The sequence below is a fragment of the Neoroseomonas eburnea genome (assembly GCF_018129005.1).
Classification (GTDB): domain Bacteria; phylum Pseudomonadota; class Alphaproteobacteria; order Acetobacterales; family Acetobacteraceae; genus Neoroseomonas; species Neoroseomonas eburnea.
Genome location: NZ_JAAEDL010000026.1, coordinates 21,885 through 40,299, shown reverse-complemented (window position 1 = coordinate 40,299; position 18,415 = coordinate 21,885). Strand labels below are relative to the sequence as shown.

The window sequence follows — 18,415 nt, the reverse complement described above, 5'->3', positions numbered from 1 at the left end:
CTCCTTCTTCTTGTCGGTCAGGTCCTCCCTTGCGGATTTCGGGTCGAAGGCGACCTTGCGCCCGGCGGCGACGCCGAACGTCGCGGCGGCGCTGGCCGCGAAGGCACGGAGGATGTCAGGGGCGATTGCCACCGGCTGACCGATTGCACGATGCGGGGCAGCTTCGCGCCCTCGCCGCGCGAATCCCAGGCGCCGAACACGAGGGAGGTCGGCGCCAGCCTGCCGATGGCCGTCGCGTCGCCGCCGATGCGGAATCCCTCGAAGGCGCGCTGCACCTCGGCCTTCAAGGCCGAGTTGCGCACGCTGGCGTCGCCGAGACGGTGGCCGACATCGAGCAGCGACACGCTCGACGCATTGCCGAAGGTGATCTCGATCTGCGGCACCAGCGCCGCGAAGGGCTCGCGCTTGAAGATCGGCTCCATACGGTTGGCCTGGGAGCCGACCGAATCGATGGTCGCGACCTTCGTGCCGTCGGCCAGATCGTCGATGTTGTAGTGCGGCCCTTCATCGTCCCGCCTTCCCGCATAGGTCGGCGGAAACACAACGCCGTCCTCGCCCTCGACGGGCACAAGCTTCTGCCTGAGGTGCAGCGCGACGGGGCCGGCGGGGTCGTCGGCCCAACTCTTGATGAGGTCCTCGGTGAGGATCCGCGTCACCCGGCCGATGCTTGTCAACGAAGACCTCGGCGCCTTCACCGACTTCGCCGCAGCGCTTGGCCGGCGCATCGCCGGCTTCGAGAATGCCACCGCCTATGGCCTGCTGAACTCGGCGAACGGCGACGGCCCGACGCTGACCACCGGCAACGCCGCGGTGTTCGGCACCGACGCGGCACGCGCCAACAAGGCGGGTGCGGGCTCGGCGCTGGATCTCGGTGGGCTCGCCGCCGGCCGCGCCGCCATCATGCGCCAGAAGACCCTCGACGGGCTGCCGATCGCAATCGGCTCCTCGATGCGCCTGCTGGTCGGCCCGAACCAGGAGCTGGCGGCGCGGCAGCTCACCGTCAGCGTCGCCGCGACGTAGACCAGCAACGCGAACGTCTTTGCGGGCTTCGTGCAGCCGCTCGTCGAGCCGGTGATCCAGGCGAACCGCCGGTACCTGTTCTCCGATCCGCTCTCGGCGCCGGTCTATGTCTATGGCTACCTGAACGGGGCGGAGGGGCCGCAGGTCACCACCGGCCCAGTCTCCAGCGTCGACGGCGTCGAGGTCAGCGTGATCTTCGACTTCGGCGTCGGCGCCATCGACTGGCGCGGCGCCCGCGTCAGGGGGCGCCGCAGCCCTTGCAGTCGTAGAACCACTGGCAGGCGTCGGTCGGCACGGTCTCCGGCCGCGCGTGCCCGCAGTGCGGGCAGTTGATCGTCCAGGTGAGGGTCACTGCCATCCGCGTCATCCCGCCGCCAGGGTGAGGCCGGCCAGCCCGCCACCGAGCATGACGATGGCGAGGAGCAGGACCCGAAAGGCCGCCTTGGAGCACACGCCCTCGGCGCAACCCGGCGCACTCCGCACCCGAGCAACAAACAGGGCGGCGACCAGGGCCGCTGCGCCACCCCACGACAGCACCCGCTGCCACGGTCCGGCAATGACGGCGATGTCCAGCATCCAGGCGCCACCCGCAATTCCAAGGGTGGCGAACACGACGGGCAGCGCACAGCACGCGGCCGCCGCCAGTGTCGCGGCGAGGCCGCCAACGGCCAGCACGGTTGCGCTGAGGGCGCGGGCGGCCCCTTTGGACGACTCTTCCACCGACTACTCCTGAGACTCCCCCCGGCCTTCGGGCAGCAATGGCGAAAAGCCACGCCCTCTCGGCGGATCTGGCCATTGGGCAGCACCCCCACACCACCACAGCATCATCGGAGCTTTTCCCATGCGCAACTTCGTCCAGCCAGGCGAGAGCCTGGCCGTCGCCGTCCCCTATGCGGCCGGCGTCACCGCTGGCCAGGGCGTCCTGGTCGGCGCGCTGTTCGGCGTGGCCGCCGTCGACGGCGCGCAGAATGCCGTCATCAAGGCCGCCACCCAGGGCGTGTTCGACCTCACCGAGGAGCCCTCGCTCGCCATCTCCGCCGGCGCGCGCGTCTTTTGGGACAACGCCAACCGCCGGGTCACGACCACCGCAGCGGGCAACTTCCAGGTTGGCATCGCCACCACCGCTGCGCTGGCCACGGACGCCACCGTGTACGTCTGGCTCACCACCACCATGCTACGCCGCATCGCGCAGCAGCCGGCGCTTCTCAAACACGCTCTCAGCGTCGCACCATGCAGCACGATGAGGAGCAGGAGCGGTGTATCGACGGCGCCGAAGGGCATCTGCGTCTTTATGCGCCTTTTGCGCCGCGCCCGCGGATCTCACATCGATCCTTTGCGCGCCACCCCGCTACGTCCACGGGCCGGACACGTGATGTCCGCACTCGTCCTTCCGAATTGGGGCGCACCATGATCGACCTTCTGCTGCTGGCGCTCGGCGTCGGCGTCTTCGGCCTGATGGCCGCCTATGTGGCCGGCTGCGAGCGGGTGTGACCGCCGTGACCGAGTTGATCCTCGGCGGCGTCGTGGCCGCCGGCCTCCTCCTCTACCTGCTGCGGGCGCTGGTGCGCCCAGAGGACCTGTGACGCCATGACCGCGATCGGCTGGGCGCAGATCGCCCTGATCCTCGGGCTCGTCGTCGCGACGGCCGTGCCGCTAGGGCGCTACACCGCGGCGGTAGCGGCGGGCCGCGTCGCCTTCCTCGCGCCTGTCGAGAGACTGTTCTACGCCGCGGGCGGGGTGGATCCGGCGCGCGGCATGGGTTGGAAGGCCTACACGCTGGCGATGCTCGCCTCCAACGCAGTCGGCTTCCTGCTGCTCTACGCGATCCTCCGCCTGCAAGGCGTGCTGCCGCTGAACCCCGAGGGCGTGGGCGGCCAGTCCGCCTGGCTCGCCTTCAACACGGCGGTCAGCTTCACGACCAACACCAACTGGCAGGCCTACAGCGGCGAGAGCGGACTGTCCTACTTCAGCCAGATGGCGGGGCTGACGGTTCAGAACTTCCTCTCCGCCTCGACCGGCATCGCGCTGGCGCTTGCTCTGAGCCGTGCCTTCGCGTCAGGCGCGGTGCAGGATCTTGGCAACTACTGGGCCGATCTCGTCCGCATCACGCTTTACCTGCTGCTGCCCCTGGCTCTGCTGCTCGGGCTGCTGCTGGTCGCCGGCGGCGTGCCGCAGAGCCTCTCCCCCTACGTCCAGGCGGCGACGCTGGAAGGGGGCACGCAGACCATCCCGCTCGGCCCCGCCGCCTTCCAGGTCGCCATCAAGCAACTCGGCACCAATGGCGGCGGCTTCTTCGGCGTGAACTCCGCGCACCCGTTCGAGAACCCGACGCCCTGGACGAACCTGCTGCAATGCTGGGCGATCCTCGCGATTCCCCTCGCGCTGGCGCTGACCTTCGGGCACATCGTCCGCGACATCCGCCAGGGCTGGGCGCTGTTGGCGGTGATGATGGGCTTCGTCGTCGCGGGCGTCGCCATCGTCTATGCGGCCGAGGCAGGCGGCAACCCGCTCCACATGGCCGCGGGCGTGGAGCTGGCGACGGGCAATATGGAGGGCAAGGACGTGCGCTTCGGCGTCGCCCTCTCCTCCCTCTGGGCGGTCGCGACGACCGGCGCGTCGAACGGCAGCGTCAACGCGATGCTCGACAGTTTCACGCCGCTCGGCGGCTTGGTTCCGATGCTGATGATCCAGCTCGGCGAGGTGCTGCCAGGCGGCGTGGGTTCCGGCCTCTACGGCATGCTCGTCTTCGTGCTGCTGGCGGTGTTCGTGGCCGGTCTGATGGTCGGCCGCACGCCCGAGTACCTCGGCAAGAAGGTGGGCGCGAAGGAGGTGAAGCTCGCGATGCTCGCGGTGCTGATCCTGCCGGCCTTCATCCTCGGCTTCGCGGCTGTCGCCGCCGTGCTGCCGGTGGCCACCGCCTCGGTGCAGGATGCGGGGCCGCACGGCCTGTCGGAGATTCTCTACGCCTACACCTCCGGCGCCGGGAACAACGGCTCGGCCTTCGGCGGGCTGACCGCCGACACACCCTGGTTCAACACCACTATAGGCCTGGCGATGCTGTTCGGTCGCTACGGCGTGATCGTGCCGGTCATGGCGCTCGCGGGGGCGATCGCGGCAAAGCCGAAGCTCGCCGCCTCCACCGGCACCTTCCCCACCCACACGCCGCTCTTCATCGGCCTGCTGGCAGGCGTGATCCTGATCCTCGGGGGCCTGCAATTCATGCCGGCCCTCGCCCTCGGCCCGGTCGCGGAGCACCTCGTGCTTGCCGCCGGCAAGACCTTCTGAGGCCATCCACGATGGACGCCACCCCTGCCTTCCACCCGGGCGAGGCCCGCCGCGCGGCGCGCGGCGGCGCCCTCCTCAACGGCCCGATCATCCGGCGCGCGATGCTGGATGCGATCGTGAAGCTCGATCCGCGCCGCCTGGTGCGGAACCCCGTGATCTTCGTCACCGAGGTCGTCTCCATCCTGGTGACTATCCTGGCGGTCCGCGCCGCCGCGCTGGGCGAGCCCTGGGCCTTCCAGGCCGGCATCGCCCTCTGGCTCTGGCTGACCGTCCTCTTCGCCACCTTCGCCGAAGCGGCGGCGGAGGGCCGCGGCCGCGCCCAGGCCGACAGCCTGCGCCGGGCGCGCACGGAGACGCAGGCCAAGCTGCTCCTGCGGGGCGACGACCGCACGCTCTGGCAGCCCCGCGCTGCCACAGAGCTGCGTGTCGGCGAGCTGGTGCTGGTCGAGGCCGGCGACCTCATCCCCTCCGACGGCGAGGTGGTGGAGGGCATCGCCAGCGTGAACGAGGCCGCCGTCACCGGCGAGAGCGCGCCGGTGATCCGCGAGAGCGGCGGCGACCGCAGCGCGGTGACCGGCGGCACGCTCGTCGTCTCCGACTGGATCGTGGTGCGCATCACCGCCGCACCCGGCTCCACCTTCCTCGACCGCATGATCTCCCTCGTGGAAGGCGCCGCCCGGCAGAAGACGCCGAACGAGATCGCGCTCGATATCCTGCTCGCCGGCATGACGATCATCTTCCTGATCGCGGTGGCCACGCTGGTGGGGCTGGCGAGCTGGAACGGCCAGCCGCCCTCCGTCGCCGTACTGGCCGCGCTGCTGGTCACGCTGATCCCGACGACGATCGGCGGCCTGCTCTCCGCCATCGGGATCGCGGGCATGGACCGCCTGGTGCGCTTCAACGTGCTCGCGACGTCGGGGCGCGCCGTGGAGGCCGCGGGCGACGTGGACGTGCTGCTGCTCGACAAGACCGGCACGATCACGCTGGGCAATCGCCAGGCCGCCGGGTTCATCCCCGTCCCCGGCGTGAGCGAGCGCGAGGTGGCGGAGGCCGCCGTGCTGTCCAGCCTGGCCGACGAAACGCCCGAGGGCCGGTCCATCCTCGCCTTCGCGCGGCAGCGGCACGGCATTGCGGCGCCGGCGCTGCCCGAGGGCGCGCGCGTGATCCCCTTCACGGCGCAGACCCGCATCTCCGGCCTCGACCTTCCGCATGGCGCCTTCCGGAAGGGAGCGGTGGACGCGCTGCTGCGGAGCCTGGGCGGCGAGGCCCCGGCCGAGTTCCGCGCCGACGTGGACCGCATCGCCCGCGCCGGCGGCACGCCGCTCGCGGTAGCGAGGGACGGCCGCCTGCTCGGCGCGATCGAGTTGAAGGACATCGTCAAGACCGGCATGCGCGCCCGCTTCGACGCCCTGCGGAAGATGGGCATCCGCACCGTGATGGTGACCGGCGACAACCGGCTCACCGCCGCGGCGATCGCCGCCGAGGCAGGCGTGGACGACTTCATCGCGGAGGCGACGCCGGAGGACAAGCTCGCCTACATCCGCGAGGCGCAGGCGGAAGGCCGCCTGGTCGCCATGGTCGGCGACGGCACCAACGACGCGCCGGCGCTGGCCCAGGCCGATGTCGGGCTCGCCATGCAGACCGGCACGCAGGCGGCGCGCGAGGCCGGCAACATGGTGGACCTCGACAGCGATCCGACCAAGCTCATCGAGGTGGTGGAGATCGGCAAGCAACTGCTGATCACCCGCGGCGCGCTGACCACCTTCTCCATCGCCAACGACGTCGCGAAGTACTTTGCGATCCTGCCGGCGATCTTCGTCGCGTCCTACCCCGAGCTCGGCGCGCTGAACGTGATGGGCCTCGCCTCGCCCGAGAGCGCCATCCTCTCGGCCGTCATCTTCAACGCGCTGGTCATCGTGGCGCTGGTGCCGCTGGCGCTCCGCGGGGTGCGCTACGCCCCGGCCGGCGCGGCCGCGCTGCTTCGGCGCAATCTTCTGATCTACGGCCTGGGCGGCGTCGCCGCGCCCTTCCTCGGCATCAAGATCATCGACGTCCTCCTCGTCCTCCTTGGGCTGGCCTGACCATGACCGCTCTCCTCCGTCCCGCCTTCGCCGTGGTCGGGCTCTTCACCCTGCTCCTCGGCCTCGCCGTGCCGCTGGCCTTCACCGGGGTCGCCGGCCTGGTCTTCCCGGGCGAGGCCGGCGGCAGCCTCGTCGAGCGCCAGGGCCGCATGGTCGGGTCCATGCTGCTCGGCCAGAACTTCACCTCGGAGCGCTACTTCCACCCGCGGCCCTCCGCAACATCGCCCGATCCCTACAACGCGGCCGCGGGTGCCGCCTCGCAACTCGGACCGACCTCGGCGGCGCTAGGCGAGGCGGTGACGGAGCGCGTCGCGGCGGCGGGCGGCGGGACGGTGCCTGCGGACGCTGTCACGGCCTCGGGCTCCGGCCTCGACCCGCACATCAGCCCGGCGAACGCCGCGCGCCAGGTGCCGCGCATCGCGGCCGCCCGCGGCCTGCCCGAGGCCCGCGTGGCGGAGCTGGTCGCACGCCACACCGAGGGCCGGCAGTTCGGCCTGCTCGGCGAGCCGCGCGTCAACGTGCTGCGCCTCAACCTGGCGCTCGACGCGCTGCGCTGAGTGCTTTGCCCTGATGGCCCCAGCGCCGCGCCACCTTGTAGCCGGCCCATGCGCGCCGCAACAACCGCCGCCCGGCCGCCCGACGCCCTGCTATCCTGCGGCCCATGCCTGGTGAGCCGGCCCGACCCGACCCCGATGCCCTGCTGGCGCTGGCCCGGCGGGAGGGACGCGGGCGGCTGAAGGTGTTCCTCGGCGCCGCGCCCGGTGTCGGCAAGACAATGGAGATGCTTGCCGAGGCGCATCGCCGCCGCGCCGGCGGCTCGGACGTGGTGGTCGGCATCGTCGAGACCCATGGACGCGCGGATACCCAGGCGGCGATCGGCGACCTGCCGATCCTGCCGCGCATCCGGATCGAGTACCGGGGCCAGGCGCTGGAGGAATTCGACCTCGATGCGGCGCTGGCGCGGCGCCCCCAGATCCTGCTGCTCGACGAATTGGCGCATACGAATGTGACGGGCAGCCGGCACCCCAAGCGCTGGCAGGACGTGGAGGAGCTGCGCGAGGCCGGCATCGAGGTATGGACGACGATGAACGTCCAGCACCTCGAGAGCCTGTCGGAAGCCGTGGCGCGCATCACCGGCGTCCGGGTGGCCGAGACGGTGCCCGACCGCGTGCTGGCCGAGGCGGACGCCGTCGAGCTGATCGACATCCCGCCCGCCGAGCTGATCGAGCGCATGCGCCAGGGGCGCATCTATCGCCCCGACCAGGCGAGCCGGGCGCTGCGCGGCTTCTTCAAGGAAGGCAACCTCGCCGCGCTCCGCGAGATGGCGCTGCGCCGCACGGCCGAGCGCGTGGATGCCGACGTCACCGGATACATGCGGGCGAACGCCATCGCCGGCCCCTGGCCGGCCGGCGACCGCGTCATGGCCCTGATCGGGGCCGATCCGTCGGCCGAACTGGTGGTGCGCGAGGCGCGGCGTGTGGCGGATGCCTTGAAGGCGCCGCTCGTCGCGCTGCATGTCGAGCGGCCTACGGCGGATCCCTCTGCCGATCCCGGTCCGGCGCTGCGCCTCGCTGAGCAGCTCGGCGCGGAGACGGAGACGGTCGCCGACGACGACCTGCCCAGCGCCATCCTGCGCGAGGCGCGGACGCGCAACGCGACGCATCTGGTGATCGGGCGCGGCCGCCCGGGCTGGTGGAGACGCCTGACAGGGCGGACGCTCTCGGCGACGCTGCTCCGCGAGGCCACCGACTTCACGCTCCACCTGGTGCCGGAGCCGGCCAGGGCGCCACGGCGCCTCCGCGCGGAACCTCGCGCGCTGCCGGGCTGGGCGGGTTGGGCGGCAACCCCGGCTCTCGTCGCGGCGGCGACCGCGGTCGGTATTGCCTTCGACGGTGTCGTGCCGGAGGGTGCCCTCGGCATGGTCTATCTGGTGCCGATCGTCGCGGCGGCGGTGGGGTTCGGGCCGATCCAGGGCGCCTTCGCCGCGGCACTCTCCTTCCTGGCCTGGAATTTCCTGTTCCTGCCGCCGCGCTACACGCTGACGATCGCCGGCCCGCAAGACGTCGTCGGCGTCGTCGTCTTCGCGCTTGTCGCCCTGCTGCTGGCCGGCACCACCGGCGGCCTCGGCCGCTCCGTCCGGGCGGCGCGCGCCCGCATGCTCGGCCTGCGTCGCCTTGTGGAGTTCAGCCGCCGTCTCGGCGCGCCGGGCGACAAGGGCGACCTCCTGCTCGCCATCGCGGAGGAGGCGTCGCGCATCGCCGGCGGGCCCGCCTGCATCCTGCTGCTCCTGCCGCCGCTGCCGGGCGAGAGCGCCCCGGAGCCGGTCCTGCGGGCGAGCGTGCCGATCTCTGTCGAGCCCGACGAGGCGAGCATGGCCGCGGCGCGCTGGTCGGCCGCCAACCGGCGCCCGGCCGGACGTGGCACCGACACCTTGCCCGCGGCCGCCTGGCAGTTCCGGCCGATGCGCACGGCGCATGGCCTGGCGGGGCTGGTCGGGCTGCGCTTGCCGGAAGTGGGCGTTCCGCTGGAGGGCGAGGCAGACCGGGCGCTCGACGCCCTGCTCGACCAGGGCGCGGTCGCGCTGGAACGGGCGGAGCTCATGGAGGAGCGGGCCCGCAGCGAGGCCCGTGCGGAGACCGAGGTGCTGCGCACCGCCCTTCTCACCTCGCTCGGCCATGACCTGAAGACGCCGCTCACCTCGATCCGGGGCGCGATCGGCACGTTGCGCACGGCAGGCCCCGCGCTTTCGGAGCAGACGCGTGCCGATCTCCTCGCGACCGCCGAGGAGGAAACCGAACGGCTGTCGCGCTGGATCTCGAACATCCTCGACATGGTGCGCATCGAGAACCGCCAGATCGAGCCGCGGCGCGAGACGGTGGACCTCGCCGACGCGCTGGAGACGGCAGCCGCCCGGGCGGGCCGGGGGCATGGCCGCGAGGTGGTCCTCGACATCGCGGCGCGGGCCACGGCGCCGCGCCTCGATCCTGCGCTTCTCGACCAGGTGCTGGTCAATCTGCTCGACAACGCGCTGAAATTCTCCGCACCCGCGGGCCGGGTGGTGGCGCGCCTGAGCCGGGAGGGGCCGGAGGTGGCGATCACGGTGGAGGATGACGGTCCCGGCATCCCACGCGAGGATCTGCACCGGGTCTTCGACCCGTTCTTCCGCGCGACCCGCACGGATCGCGTCGCGGCGGGCAGCGGGCTGGGGCTGGCCATCTGCCGCGGGCTCGTGCAGGCCATGGGCGGGCGGATCCTGGCCGAGAGCCCGGTGACGCCGGACGGAGGCGGGACGCGGATGGTGGTGAGGTTCCCCGGCGGATGAGCGAGAAGACATCTTCGCGGGTCTCCGACGCGACGCGGCCGCGCATTCTCGTTGTGGACGACGAGCGGCAGATCCACCGCTTCCTCGCCCCAGCGCTCGAGGCCGCGGGCTACGAGCCGTTGCGGGCCGAGACGCTGGCAGAGGGGCTGCGGGCCGCAGCCGAGCGGTCGCCGGCCCTGGTGCTGCTCGACCTCGGTCTGCCGGACGGCGACGGCAAGACGGCGATCCCGAAGCTGCGCGGGTTCACGGAGGCGCCGATCGTGATCCTGTCGGCGCGCGACCAGGAGGCCGAGAAGGTTGCCGCGCTGGATGCCGGGGGCGACGACTACGTCGAGAAGCCCTTCGCACTGGGCGAGCTGCTCGCCCGCATCCGTGCCGCACTTCGCCGAGTGGGGCGGCACCAGCCCGAGATGCAGGAGCCGGTTGTCCGTGTCGGGAGCCTGGAAGTGGATTTTGCCCGGCGCACGGCTCGCGTCGAGGATGGCGAGCCGCTGAAGCTCACCCCGAGAGAGTGGGGCCTCCTGGCAGCCCTGGTGCGCGGTGGCGAGGGCAGGGTGATCACCCACCGCCAGCTCCTGACATCCGTCTGGGGTCCGGCCCATGCGGAGGAGACCCAGTACCTCCGCGTCTATATCGGCCACCTTCGGCAGAAGCTCGGCGCCGCATCGCGCCTGATCCGCACCGAGCCCGCCGTCGGCTATCGCTTTGGCACCGACGACCACTGACGCATCCAGCAGGTCGCAGCACCGCAACGCGTTGAGCTCCATCTGCCTGGCCCGGGCCTCGGTTCACTGGCATCACCTCTCCGTCAGTTCTGAATGGAGCCCCGGCGCCATGACCGACAATGCGGCCGCGCTAAACTCCAAGCGCGTTCCTGGTCGCAAGCCAGGGCCCGCACAGCGCGACGAGCTGCTGCGGATTTGGGGGCATGTCGACGAGGACGGCCGCAAGCTCATGCTGTTCTTCGCGCGGACGCTCGCGCGTGATCAGGGCCTGGTACCGCCAGATACACCGCTCTGAATGACCGACCGCGCACTCTAACTTGACGACGGGATACGCCGCTTCGTCACCCGCACCGCCAGTGGCGCCGCGGCGCGGTCCACCGTCGAGGCGCCACTGGCGGTGCAGGCGACGAAGCGAAGGGCGCCTTCGAATCGCACTGCCGCGCGGCAGCTCAGCGGGATGAGCGCCTCGCGATCTCTGCGAGCATCGCGGCTGCCTCGCGGTCCTGGGGATCGAGCGCAAGGACAGCCCGCGCATACCGCTCTGCCTCCCCCAGCCGGCCACGGTCTCGCTCGAAGGTCGCGGCTGCGATCAGGCTGTCGCGGTGCCCGGCTTGCCGCGCGAGAACCGCGATCGCTGCGTCCACGCGGCCCTGCCGATGCAGCGCGAGCGCATGCGTGTAGGCATAGCGCGGTTCGTGCGGCGCCAGCCGGGACGTGGTGGCCAGAATGTCCGTCGCCTCCCCGATCTGCCCGCGCCGAACCTGCAGCAGCGCCAGGGCGTAAAGCGGCTCCGCCGCCTGCGGATGCGCGGCGACGGCGCGGCGCAGCAGCGCTTCCGCCGCCTCGGGCCGGCCGCGCGCCTCCTCGAAGCTGGCCTGGTTGACGAGGGCCGGCAGGAAGGCCGAGTCGCGCGCCAGCGCCGCGCGATAGGCGGCCTCGGCGCCCGCCTGGTCGCCGCGCTGGGCGAGCAGGCCGGCAATGTTCACCTGCGCCTCGGGGCGCTCGGCCGCCACCCGCTCGCTCGCCAGCAATTCGTCCCAGGCACGGGCGAAGGCGGGGCGCGCGGCTTCCGGCAGCGCGTTCAGCGGCACCGGCGCCAGCGCGCGCGCGGCCTCGATACGGACGAGGCGGAACTCGTCGGTGAGGAAGCGAATCGCATGCAGACGGTTGCGTGGATCGAGGCCTTCGAGGGCGCGCAGCGCGCTGGCGCGGACCAGCGGCTCGGGGTCGAGCAGCGTGGCGCCGATCGCGCCGGCGCTCGCCTGGGACGGCGGCATCGGCAGCAGGGTGACCGCCGTGGCCCGCAGGATCGCGGGATGCGTCCGGTCGGTGGCGATGGCGGCGAGTGCCGCATCGGTCTGGCGCGCCCCCGCGCGGCCGGCAAGGATCGCGAGCGCCGGGTGCGGTCCGCCGCGTGGCGGGCCATGCCATGACGCGAGCTGCGCCGCCGCCCAGGCCTGCGTCCGGCCGGCATGGCAGGATGTGCAGGTGTCGGGCGCACCGATCGCCGCCGCGACGTCGGGACGCGGGATGCTGAAGGCGTGGTCGCGACGGCGATCCACGCCCATGTAGGTGACCGCCGGCATGTGGCAGGCAACGCATCGCGCCCCGGCGCTGCCCGGCGCATGCCGATGGTGGTCGGGCGCCTCGAAGCGGGCAGGCAGGTGGCATTGCGCGCACACCGCGTTGCCCTCGGCGCGCATTCGACCGCTGTGCGGGTCGTGGCAGTCGGCGCAGACCACGCCGGCGCGCTGCATGCGGCTCTGCGCGAAGGACCCCCATTCGAAGACCTCGCCCTGGATCTGGCCGTCGGCGCGGTACTCGCCGCGTTCCAGCAGCAGCGGCGCATGGGTGTCGAGGAAGCGCGCGCCGGGCAGCGGGTCGGCGACGATCGGACGGGCGCGGGCATGGCAGGGGGCACAGGTCTCGACCTGCGCGGCGGTGGATTGGCGCGGCGGGCCGTCCCACCGGGCGATACCGCGCGGGTCGCCACGAACGATGCGCCAGGCGCCGCCCGAGCGGTCGCGCAGCGCGACCGCGAGGCCGCGATGGGCGATCTCGACGCGCGTGCCGGCCTGCGCCCAGGCCACATGCGCCGCACCGGGCCCGTGGCAGGACTCGCAGCCGACGCTGATCTCCGTCCAGGTCGTGTCGTAGCGGCCGCGCGCCGCGTCGTAGCCCCGCCGCACTCCGGTCGAGTGGCAGGAGGCACACATGAAGTTCCAATTCTGGTCGCGCCCGGTCCAGTGCAGCGGGTCGCCCGCGCGCAGCGCCTCCTGCGGCATCAGGTGGAACCAGCGCTGGCCGCCCTCCTCGCGCGGGCGGCTGTCCCAGGCCCAGGGCAGGGCTTGGCGGCGGCCATCGGGGAACAGCACGAGGTATTGCTGCAGCGGATCCACGCCGAAGGTCTCGCTGACCGGGAAATCCGCGACCGTGCCGCCGGGGCCGTCGGTGCGGATGACGAAGCGATCGCCGTTGCGCCGGAAGGTGGCGGTGTGGTGCCCGTCCGTGACGCTGACGCCGGAGAAGTCGCCGAGCACGGTGGCGGGTGTGGCGGCAGCCATGGCGCGGGCATGGTCGCTGGTCCGCCATGCGGCGGCCTCGACGGTGTGGCAGCCGGCGCAGGTGGTGGTGCCGACGAAGCCGGGGTGCGCCCCTTCGGTCGCGACCGCCGGGGCGCCGCCGGTCAGCAGCGCCGCCGGCAGGAAGGGGACGGCGATGGCCGCGGCAAGAGCCAGGACGCGGGGCAGGCCACGAACACGGGATGTCCTTCGCGGGTCTCGGTCACCGTCCACGCGGTTCCCCTGCGCCTCTCACTCGACCATCACAGCATACCGCCTCGGCGCGCGCCCAGCGTCGCGTGCGCGGAGGACGCGGATCGGCATGCCGCCGCCATGCCTAGAAGCTGAAATTCACCGCGAGGTAGGCGCCGCTCAGCGACATGTCCTGGACCAGTGCGCTGCCGCCCTGGTCGAAGGACATGTACCGCCAGCCGAGTTGCACGCCGGCCCAGCCGCTCTGGTAGCCGATGCCCGCGAAGGTCTGCCAGGTAGGGTTCGAATCGCCGCCGCCGATGTCCACGTAGTAGGGCATGAAGAAGCCGGTCTCGGCGACGTTGATGCGCCCGCGCAGGCCGACGATGCCGTTCCAGATGTTGTCGCGCCCGGAAAAGCGCCCGGCGCCGCCAAAGGTCGGCCCGGCATTGCCGCGCGGCCCGACCAGCGTGAGTGCGAGGTTGTAGTCGGTGGTCGCCTCGACCCCGAGGTAGCGGAAGCCCGCCAGCACATCGACATTGCCCCAGGTGCCCGAGGCGAGCGTGTAGCCGCCGGCCAGCGTCCAGAGCGTTGTCTTGAGCGTCGAGTTGCCGCTGACATTGAGCGTGCTGGAGATGGGATTGCGGCCGACACCGATGATGTCGACCCCCTCGACGCGGCTGCCGCCGGCATCGGCGCTCACGTAGATGATGTCGGTCAGAAGCGAGAAGCGATCGTAGCGCACCGTCGCCGCCAAGGCGCCGGCGAAGTTCAGGTTGCCGAAGTAGTCGCCGGCATCCGCCTTGACGTCGGCCGAGCCGGCGAGTTGGGAGCGCAGGTCGTAGCGCAGGTTGGCGCTCACCGAGGGCAGCCAGACATAGGGCGCGACCTCGAAGCTCCAGCCGGGGCGCAGGCCGGCTTCCTGCGCAGCGGCGCCGGCGCACACGCCCATCGTCACGAGCGCCGCAGCGACGGGACGCATCCAGGTCTGTCGCATCGTGATCCTGCCTGTCCTTCCTTCTTGGTGTGGCGGCCCGCCGCCGCAGCCGCTCCGCCCCTAGTTCCGCCGCGCGGGTGCGGTGCCGGGGGCGACGCCCGGGGCGGGCCGCTCCACGTCGCGGCCGCGCGCCTGCATCTCGTTCAGGAAGCGGATCATCACCTCCGGCGTCAGCGTCGTCTCGCCCATGTCGAAGGTGATCCGCCCGATCCGCCCGGTGAAGTTGAAGGGCACCTGGTAGTCGCGGTCGTCCACCGGCGTGCCCATGTCCATGCCGACATCGAAGGTCTCGTCCCAGGCGAAGGTGATCGGGGTGGTGTGCGGCAGGCTGCGCCGCGCCACCTGCTGGCCGTTCACGCTGAGCGTGCCCGTGCCGCCATGGCCGAAGGGGATCGGCCCCTGCGGCGTCAGCACGAAGTCGAAGACCAGCGTGTGGCTGCCCGGGGGCAACGCCTGCTGTCCGTCCCACTTCACATACTCGGCGCCGAGCAGGTTCATGGTGAAGACCGGCCTGCCCTCGCGCAGGTAGAAGCCCCAGCCGGCGAAGCGGCCGCCCTGCGTCACCAGCATCCCGTTCGCGCCGCCCTGCGGCACCTCGATCTCGGCGGTGATGCGGAAGGAGCGGTTGAGGATGTTCGGCGCCGCATTGGCCTGGGTGCAGCAGGACGGGCCGGTGTAGACGAATTGCCGCCGCCCCGCCGCCGGCCCCGGCCGCTGCGCGACCATCGCCGCGCCCGAGTTGTTCAGCGGGAAGACCTGGTTGCGCGTCGCCTCCATGATGAAGAGGTCCTGCATCATGCGCAGGCGCTCCGGCTGCTCGGCCGCGAGGTCGCGCGCCTGCGCCGGGTCGGCCGTGGTGTCGTAGAGTTCCCAGCGGTAGCCGTGCATCACGTCCGAGGGCAGCGGCGCCGTGAGCCCGACCCAGGGGGGGCTGGCCGGCGTCGTGCTGGCGATCCAGCCATCATGGTAGATCGCGCGGTTGCCCAGGATCTCGAAGTACTGCGTGCGCCGCGTCGATGGCGCGTTCGCGTTCTCCCGCGCGAAGGTGTAGGCCATGCTCACGCCGTCCATCGGCCGCTGGGCGATGCCGTTCACCACATTGGGCTGCGGCATGCCGATCAGGTCGAGGATGGTCGGCACGATGTCGATCACATGGTGGAACTGGTTGCGGATGCCGCCGCGGTCGGTGATGCGCGCGGGCCAGGAGATCGCCATGCCGTTGCGGGTGCCGCCGAAATGGGAGGCGACCTGCTTGGTCCAGCGATAGGGCGTGCCGAAGGCCCAGGTCCAGGGCACCGCCATGTGGTTGTAGGTGCGGTCGGTGCCCCAGACCGGGATGAAGGGCATCTGCTGCTCGGCGGTCATGGCGACGCCGTTGAAGTACATCACCTCGTTCGGCGTGCCGTTGAGCGAGCCCTCCGCGCTGCTGCCGTTGTCGCCGGAGATGTAGATGATCAGCGTGTTGTCGGTCAGGCCGAGCCGGTCGACCTCGGCGACGACGCGCCCGATCTCGGCGTCGGCGTAGGCGAGGTAGGCGGCGTAGACATTGACCTGGCGGATGACGAGACGCTTCTGCGCCTCGCTCAGGCTGTCCCAGCGCGGCAGGAAGTCGGGCCAGGGCGGCAGTTGCGCATTGGCCGGGATGACCCCGAGGCGGCGCTGGTTCTCGAAGATGCGCTCCCGCACGCGCTCCCAGCCGTCGTTGAACAGGTTCATCGCCTCGATCCGCTGCACCCATTCCTGCGTGGGGTGGTGCGGCGCATGCGTGGCGCCCGGCGCGAAGTGGATGAACCAGGGCCGGTTGGGGTCGAGCTCGGTGCGGGTGCGGATGTGGGCGATGGCGTCGTCGGCCATCGCCGTCATCAGGTTCCAGCTGCCCGGCGCCGCGCCGACATAGGGGTGGATCGGCGTGGTGTTGCGGAACAGGTTGCCGGGCTGCCACTGGCTCGTGTCGCCGCCGACGAAGCCGTAGAAATAGTCGAAGCCCAGGCCGATCGGCCAGTTGGTGAAGGGGCCGACGGGGTTGGCCTCCCAGGCCGGCGTATTGTGGTTCTTGCCGAACCAGGCGGTGCCGTAGCCGATCTGCTGAAGGATGCGCCCGATCGTCGCCGTCTCGGGCGGGATGATCGAATTGTAGCCTGGGTAGCCGGTGGCGAGTTCCGAGACGTTGCCGAAGCCGACCTGGTGGTGGTTGCGCCCGGTCAGCAGCGCGGCGCGGGTGGGCGAGCACAGCGCGGTGGTATGGAACTGGGTGTAGCGCAGCCCCGCCTGCGCGACGCGGTCGAGCGTGGGCGTCGGGATCACGCCGCCGAAGGTCGAGGGGGCGGCGAAGCCGACATCGTCGGTCAGGATCAGGAGCACGTTCGGCGCATTGCCCGGGGGCATGGTCATGGGCGGCCAGGCGGAGGTGCTGTCCACCGCGTTGGGCATGATGGCGCCGGTGAAGGGCGGCGTCGGGGCCGGCAATTGCAGTCCCTGTGGCGTCATCACCGCGTTGGGGGCGCCGGGTGTCCCGCGGACCTCCTGGGCGCGCGCGGGAAGAATGGCGAAGGCCGCGGCGGCGAACAGGGCAGAGAGCAGGCGAGCGCACCCCGGAACACGAGCTGGAGATGGTGATGCCCGCATGTTCGGCCTCCGTCGCGACAACAGCCCGCCGCCTTCCGCGGGCCGTCAGGAAATGATGCACCGGACTGCCGGCCCTCGTCGTAGACTATCGCTATCCCGAATGCGCCGACCGCCCGTCCCGGCGCGCCAAGGTTTCCGACGGGAACTCGCCGAACAGCGCGCGGTAGTCATGCGCGAAGTGCCCGAGATGCCAGAAGCCGTGCCCGAGCGCCGCGCTCTTCACCAGGTCCTGGCCGCGCCCGCCAGCGAGCAAGGCGCGGCGAACCAGCTTGAGGCGCCGCAGCTTCAGGTAGGTGGCCGGGCCGACACCGAGCACCGCGCCGAAGGCGTTGGTCAGTGTGCGCGGCGCGACACTGAGCGCGGCGCAGAGGTCCTCGAGGTACACCGCCCTCGTCGGGTGATCCGCCAGGACGTCCTGCGCATCGCGAACGATCCGCATGGCGCGGCCGGTTGCGCGCCCCCGCGCGTCCTCCGTGCCGCCGGCGAGAAGGGTGGCGAGATGCTCGCGCAGCGCGCGGGCGAGGCCAAGCGCGTCCTCAGGCCGGGGCAAGGCCTCAGCGCCCCTGGCCGCCATTCCGGCTGCCGCGCCGATGTCGGCGCGCAACACTTGCAGCGGTTGCGCCGGCAGGTCCAGCAGGCGCACAGCGCCTGGGCGCAGAAAGGCCTCGTCGACGAGCGGTGCCAGCGTCTCCATCGGCAGCGCGAAGGCGGCCCAGCCATGCGGCGGCGCGACCCTGGCCAGGAAATCCCCGCCGCCCGTCAGCAGCACGCCTTGCCAGGGGGCGACCGGCACCCCGCCGACCTGAGGCGCCTCGCCGGCCCCGTTCATGCGGACCAGGAGCCCCATCATGCCGACCCGCACTTCGCCGCGACCCAGGAGGGGCCCGCGGGTCTGCAGCGTCTGCGCGATCATCGAGCCAAGCACCAGGCGCCGCACCCGCACCCCGAAGCGCTCCGCGCCCGGCAGGGGCAGGTATTCGCTCCGCATGTTCGGCAGTGCCGCCGCGAACTCGTCGGGGTCCGTGAAGGACCGGACGAAGCCGGCCGGGGCGCCGACCCGGTCGAAACCATCCATCCCGTGCCTCCGCTGCGTCAACCGGCGCCGGTGGGCGCGCGATTTCCGGACCATGAGGATCACCGAGGACGGTGCATCGTCTCAAGGGCCGACATCGCTGCCGCGGCGGTCAGACGCGGCCGGGCCTCGGTGACCCGGGACCCCGAGCGCGGCGGGCGGTTTGCGCGGCGTCGATGGTGGCGCGAGGTCGCACCCGGGATGGCCGGCGGGCCGCAGCATCATGCGGCGTGGGACGCTGTCCCTGCTCCACGGGTTCGGCGAATGGATGCCATGTCCGCGCTTCGGGAGCGCGCATTTCGGCTGTGTCGCGCGTGACGAGAGCGAGTTCGTGCAACTGCGCCGCCGCGGCAGGCAGGGCATCTAGAGCGGTTTCCGTTCGCCTTGGCTCACGGCAACCGCTCCAGCCTCTTGTTTTCGCGAGCGTCTTTGCCCGATCAGGTGATTCCACCTGATCGGGATCTGCTCTAAGACCAGGACGGATCGCGCCTGGGTGTGGATTTCCTTCGCATGGGGCACATCCGCCGGACTTCCC

General features: G+C 71.7%; 15 protein-coding genes and 1 pseudogene. 9 read left to right on the top strand and 7 right to left on the bottom strand.

Going from position 1 to position 18,415, the window contains the following annotated elements; translation table 11 throughout:
- Positions 1-17: 17 nt before the first annotated feature.
- Positions 18-656, bottom strand: a complete 639-nt coding sequence (cas7g, locus tag GXW74_RS21370; protein WP_211848589.1) for a type I-G CRISPR-associated RAMP protein Csb1/Cas7g — start codon at positions 654-656, stop codon at positions 18-20.
- Between cas7g and GXW74_RS28110 the strand changes: the two are divergent.
- Positions 628-1,194, top strand: a pseudogene (locus tag GXW74_RS28110) (phage major capsid protein); the annotation flags it as partial. The gene cas7g and the pseudogene GXW74_RS28110 sit on opposite strands and share 29 nt — an antisense overlap.
- 64 nt (positions 1,195-1,258) lie before the next feature.
- Here GXW74_RS28110 and GXW74_RS28455 read toward each other — a convergent pair.
- Together GXW74_RS28455 and GXW74_RS21360 are read right to left on the bottom strand one after the other, a co-directional pair.
- Positions 1,259-1,378, bottom strand: coding sequence for a GDCCVxC domain-containing (seleno)protein (locus GXW74_RS28455; RefSeq protein WP_272877334.1), 120 nt, complete (start codon positions 1,376-1,378; stop codon positions 1,259-1,261).
- A gap of 5 nt (positions 1,379-1,383) precedes the next feature.
- A complete protein-coding gene (locus tag GXW74_RS21360; protein ID WP_211848588.1) occupies positions 1,384-1,740 on the bottom strand; it encodes a hypothetical protein in 357 nt (118 codons plus the stop codon).
- A 121-nt stretch (positions 1,741-1,861) separates the two neighbouring features.
- Between GXW74_RS21360 and GXW74_RS28105 the strand changes: the two genes are divergently transcribed.
- The 8 genes from GXW74_RS28105 to GXW74_RS21320 all read left to right on the top strand — a co-directional run bounded on the left by GXW74_RS28105 (position 1,862) and on the right by GXW74_RS21320 (position 10,728).
- Complete coding sequence (locus GXW74_RS28105; RefSeq protein WP_246523817.1) at positions 1,862-2,431, top strand: DUF2190 family protein; 570 nt, start codon at positions 1,862-1,864, stop codon at positions 2,429-2,431.
- A 76-nt stretch (positions 2,432-2,507) separates the two neighbouring features.
- Positions 2,508-2,603, top strand: coding sequence for a K(+)-transporting ATPase subunit F (gene kdpF, locus GXW74_RS21350; protein WP_211848587.1), 96 nt, complete (start codon positions 2,508-2,510; stop codon positions 2,601-2,603).
- A gap of 4 nt (positions 2,604-2,607) precedes the next feature.
- The gene (gene kdpA / locus GXW74_RS21345) at positions 2,608-4,305 is read left to right on the top strand and encodes a potassium-transporting ATPase subunit KdpA (RefSeq protein ID WP_211848586.1); all 1,698 of its coding nucleotides are present in this window, start codon (positions 2,608-2,610) and stop codon (positions 4,303-4,305) included.
- A gap of 11 nt (positions 4,306-4,316) precedes the next feature.
- Positions 4,317-6,386, top strand: a complete 2,070-nt coding sequence (kdpB, locus tag GXW74_RS21340) for a potassium-transporting ATPase subunit KdpB (protein WP_211848585.1) — start codon at positions 4,317-4,319, stop codon at positions 6,384-6,386.
- 2 nt (positions 6,387-6,388) lie between these two features.
- Positions 6,389-6,943 (top strand): potassium-transporting ATPase subunit KdpC, encoded by a 555-nt coding sequence (gene kdpC / locus GXW74_RS21335; protein ID WP_211848584.1) that lies wholly within the window; start codon positions 6,389-6,391, stop codon positions 6,941-6,943.
- 104 nt (positions 6,944-7,047) lie between these two features.
- On the top strand, positions 7,048-9,708 hold the full coding sequence (locus GXW74_RS21330) for a sensor histidine kinase (RefSeq protein ID WP_211848583.1): 2,661 nt from the start codon (positions 7,048-7,050) through the stop codon (positions 9,706-9,708).
- Entirely contained in the window at positions 9,705-10,433 is a 729-nt protein-coding gene (locus GXW74_RS21325; RefSeq protein WP_211848582.1) for a response regulator, read from the top strand. The genes GXW74_RS21330 and GXW74_RS21325 overlap by 4 nt, the downstream gene beginning before the upstream one ends.
- A 109-nt stretch (positions 10,434-10,542) precedes the next feature.
- Positions 10,543-10,728, top strand: a complete 186-nt coding sequence (locus tag GXW74_RS21320) for a hypothetical protein (RefSeq protein WP_211848581.1) — start codon at positions 10,543-10,545, stop codon at positions 10,726-10,728.
- Between the two features lie 154 nt (positions 10,729-10,882).
- On the opposite strand, the gene GXW74_RS21315 is transcribed toward GXW74_RS21320, so the two are convergent.
- The 4 genes from GXW74_RS21315 to GXW74_RS28450 form a co-directional block, all read right to left on the bottom strand.
- A complete protein-coding gene (locus GXW74_RS21315; RefSeq protein ID WP_211848580.1) occupies positions 10,883-13,228 on the bottom strand; it encodes a CDC27 family protein in 2,346 nt (781 codons plus the stop codon).
- A gap of 103 nt (positions 13,229-13,331) precedes the next feature.
- Complete coding sequence (locus GXW74_RS21310) at positions 13,332-14,183, bottom strand: hypothetical protein (protein ID WP_211848579.1); 852 nt, start codon at positions 14,181-14,183, stop codon at positions 13,332-13,334.
- Positions 14,184-14,243: 60 nt separating this feature from the next.
- Positions 14,244-16,670, bottom strand: coding sequence for an arylsulfatase (locus tag GXW74_RS21305; RefSeq protein ID WP_211848578.1), 2,427 nt, complete (start codon positions 16,668-16,670; stop codon positions 14,244-14,246).
- Positions 16,671-16,899: 229 nt separating this feature from the next.
- Positions 16,900-17,883, bottom strand: a complete 984-nt coding sequence (locus GXW74_RS28450) for a helix-turn-helix domain-containing protein (RefSeq protein WP_211848577.1) — start codon at positions 17,881-17,883, stop codon at positions 16,900-16,902.
- Between the last annotated feature and the right edge of the window lie 532 nt (positions 17,884-18,415).

What these genes read in the sequence shown, in the direction of transcription:
- kdpC (WP_211848584.1), top strand. Translation starts at nt 6,389, where the DNA reads ATGACCGCTCTCCTCCGTCCCGCCTTCGCCGTGGTCGGGCTCTTCACC.
- GXW74_RS21320 (WP_211848581.1), top strand. Translation starts at nt 10,543, where the DNA reads ATGACCGACAATGCGGCCGCGCTAAACTCCAAGCGCGTTCCTGGTCGC.
- GXW74_RS21305 (WP_211848578.1), bottom strand. Translation starts at nt 16,670, where the DNA reads ATGACGCCACAGGGACTGCAATTGCCGGCCCCGACGCCGCCCTTCACC.
- GXW74_RS28455 (WP_272877334.1), bottom strand. Translation starts at nt 1,378, where the DNA reads ATGGCAGTGACCCTCACCTGGACGATCAACTGCCCGCACTGCGGGCAC.
- kdpA (WP_211848586.1), top strand. Translation starts at nt 2,608, where the DNA reads ATGACCGCGATCGGCTGGGCGCAGATCGCCCTGATCCTCGGGCTCGTC.
- GXW74_RS21325 (WP_211848582.1), top strand. Translation starts at nt 9,705, where the DNA reads ATGAGCGAGAAGACATCTTCGCGGGTCTCCGACGCGACGCGGCCGCGC.
- GXW74_RS21330 (WP_211848583.1), top strand. Translation starts at nt 7,048, where the DNA reads ATGCCTGGTGAGCCGGCCCGACCCGACCCCGATGCCCTGCTGGCGCTG.
- GXW74_RS28450 (WP_211848577.1), bottom strand. Translation starts at nt 17,883, where the DNA reads ATGGATGGTTTCGACCGGGTCGGCGCCCCGGCCGGCTTCGTCCGGTCC.
- GXW74_RS21310 (WP_211848579.1), bottom strand. Translation starts at nt 14,183, where the DNA reads ATGCGACAGACCTGGATGCGTCCCGTCGCTGCGGCGCTCGTGACGATG.
- GXW74_RS28105 (WP_246523817.1), top strand. Translation starts at nt 1,862, where the DNA reads ATGCGCAACTTCGTCCAGCCAGGCGAGAGCCTGGCCGTCGCCGTCCCC.
- kdpB (WP_211848585.1), top strand. Translation starts at nt 4,317, where the DNA reads ATGGACGCCACCCCTGCCTTCCACCCGGGCGAGGCCCGCCGCGCGGCG.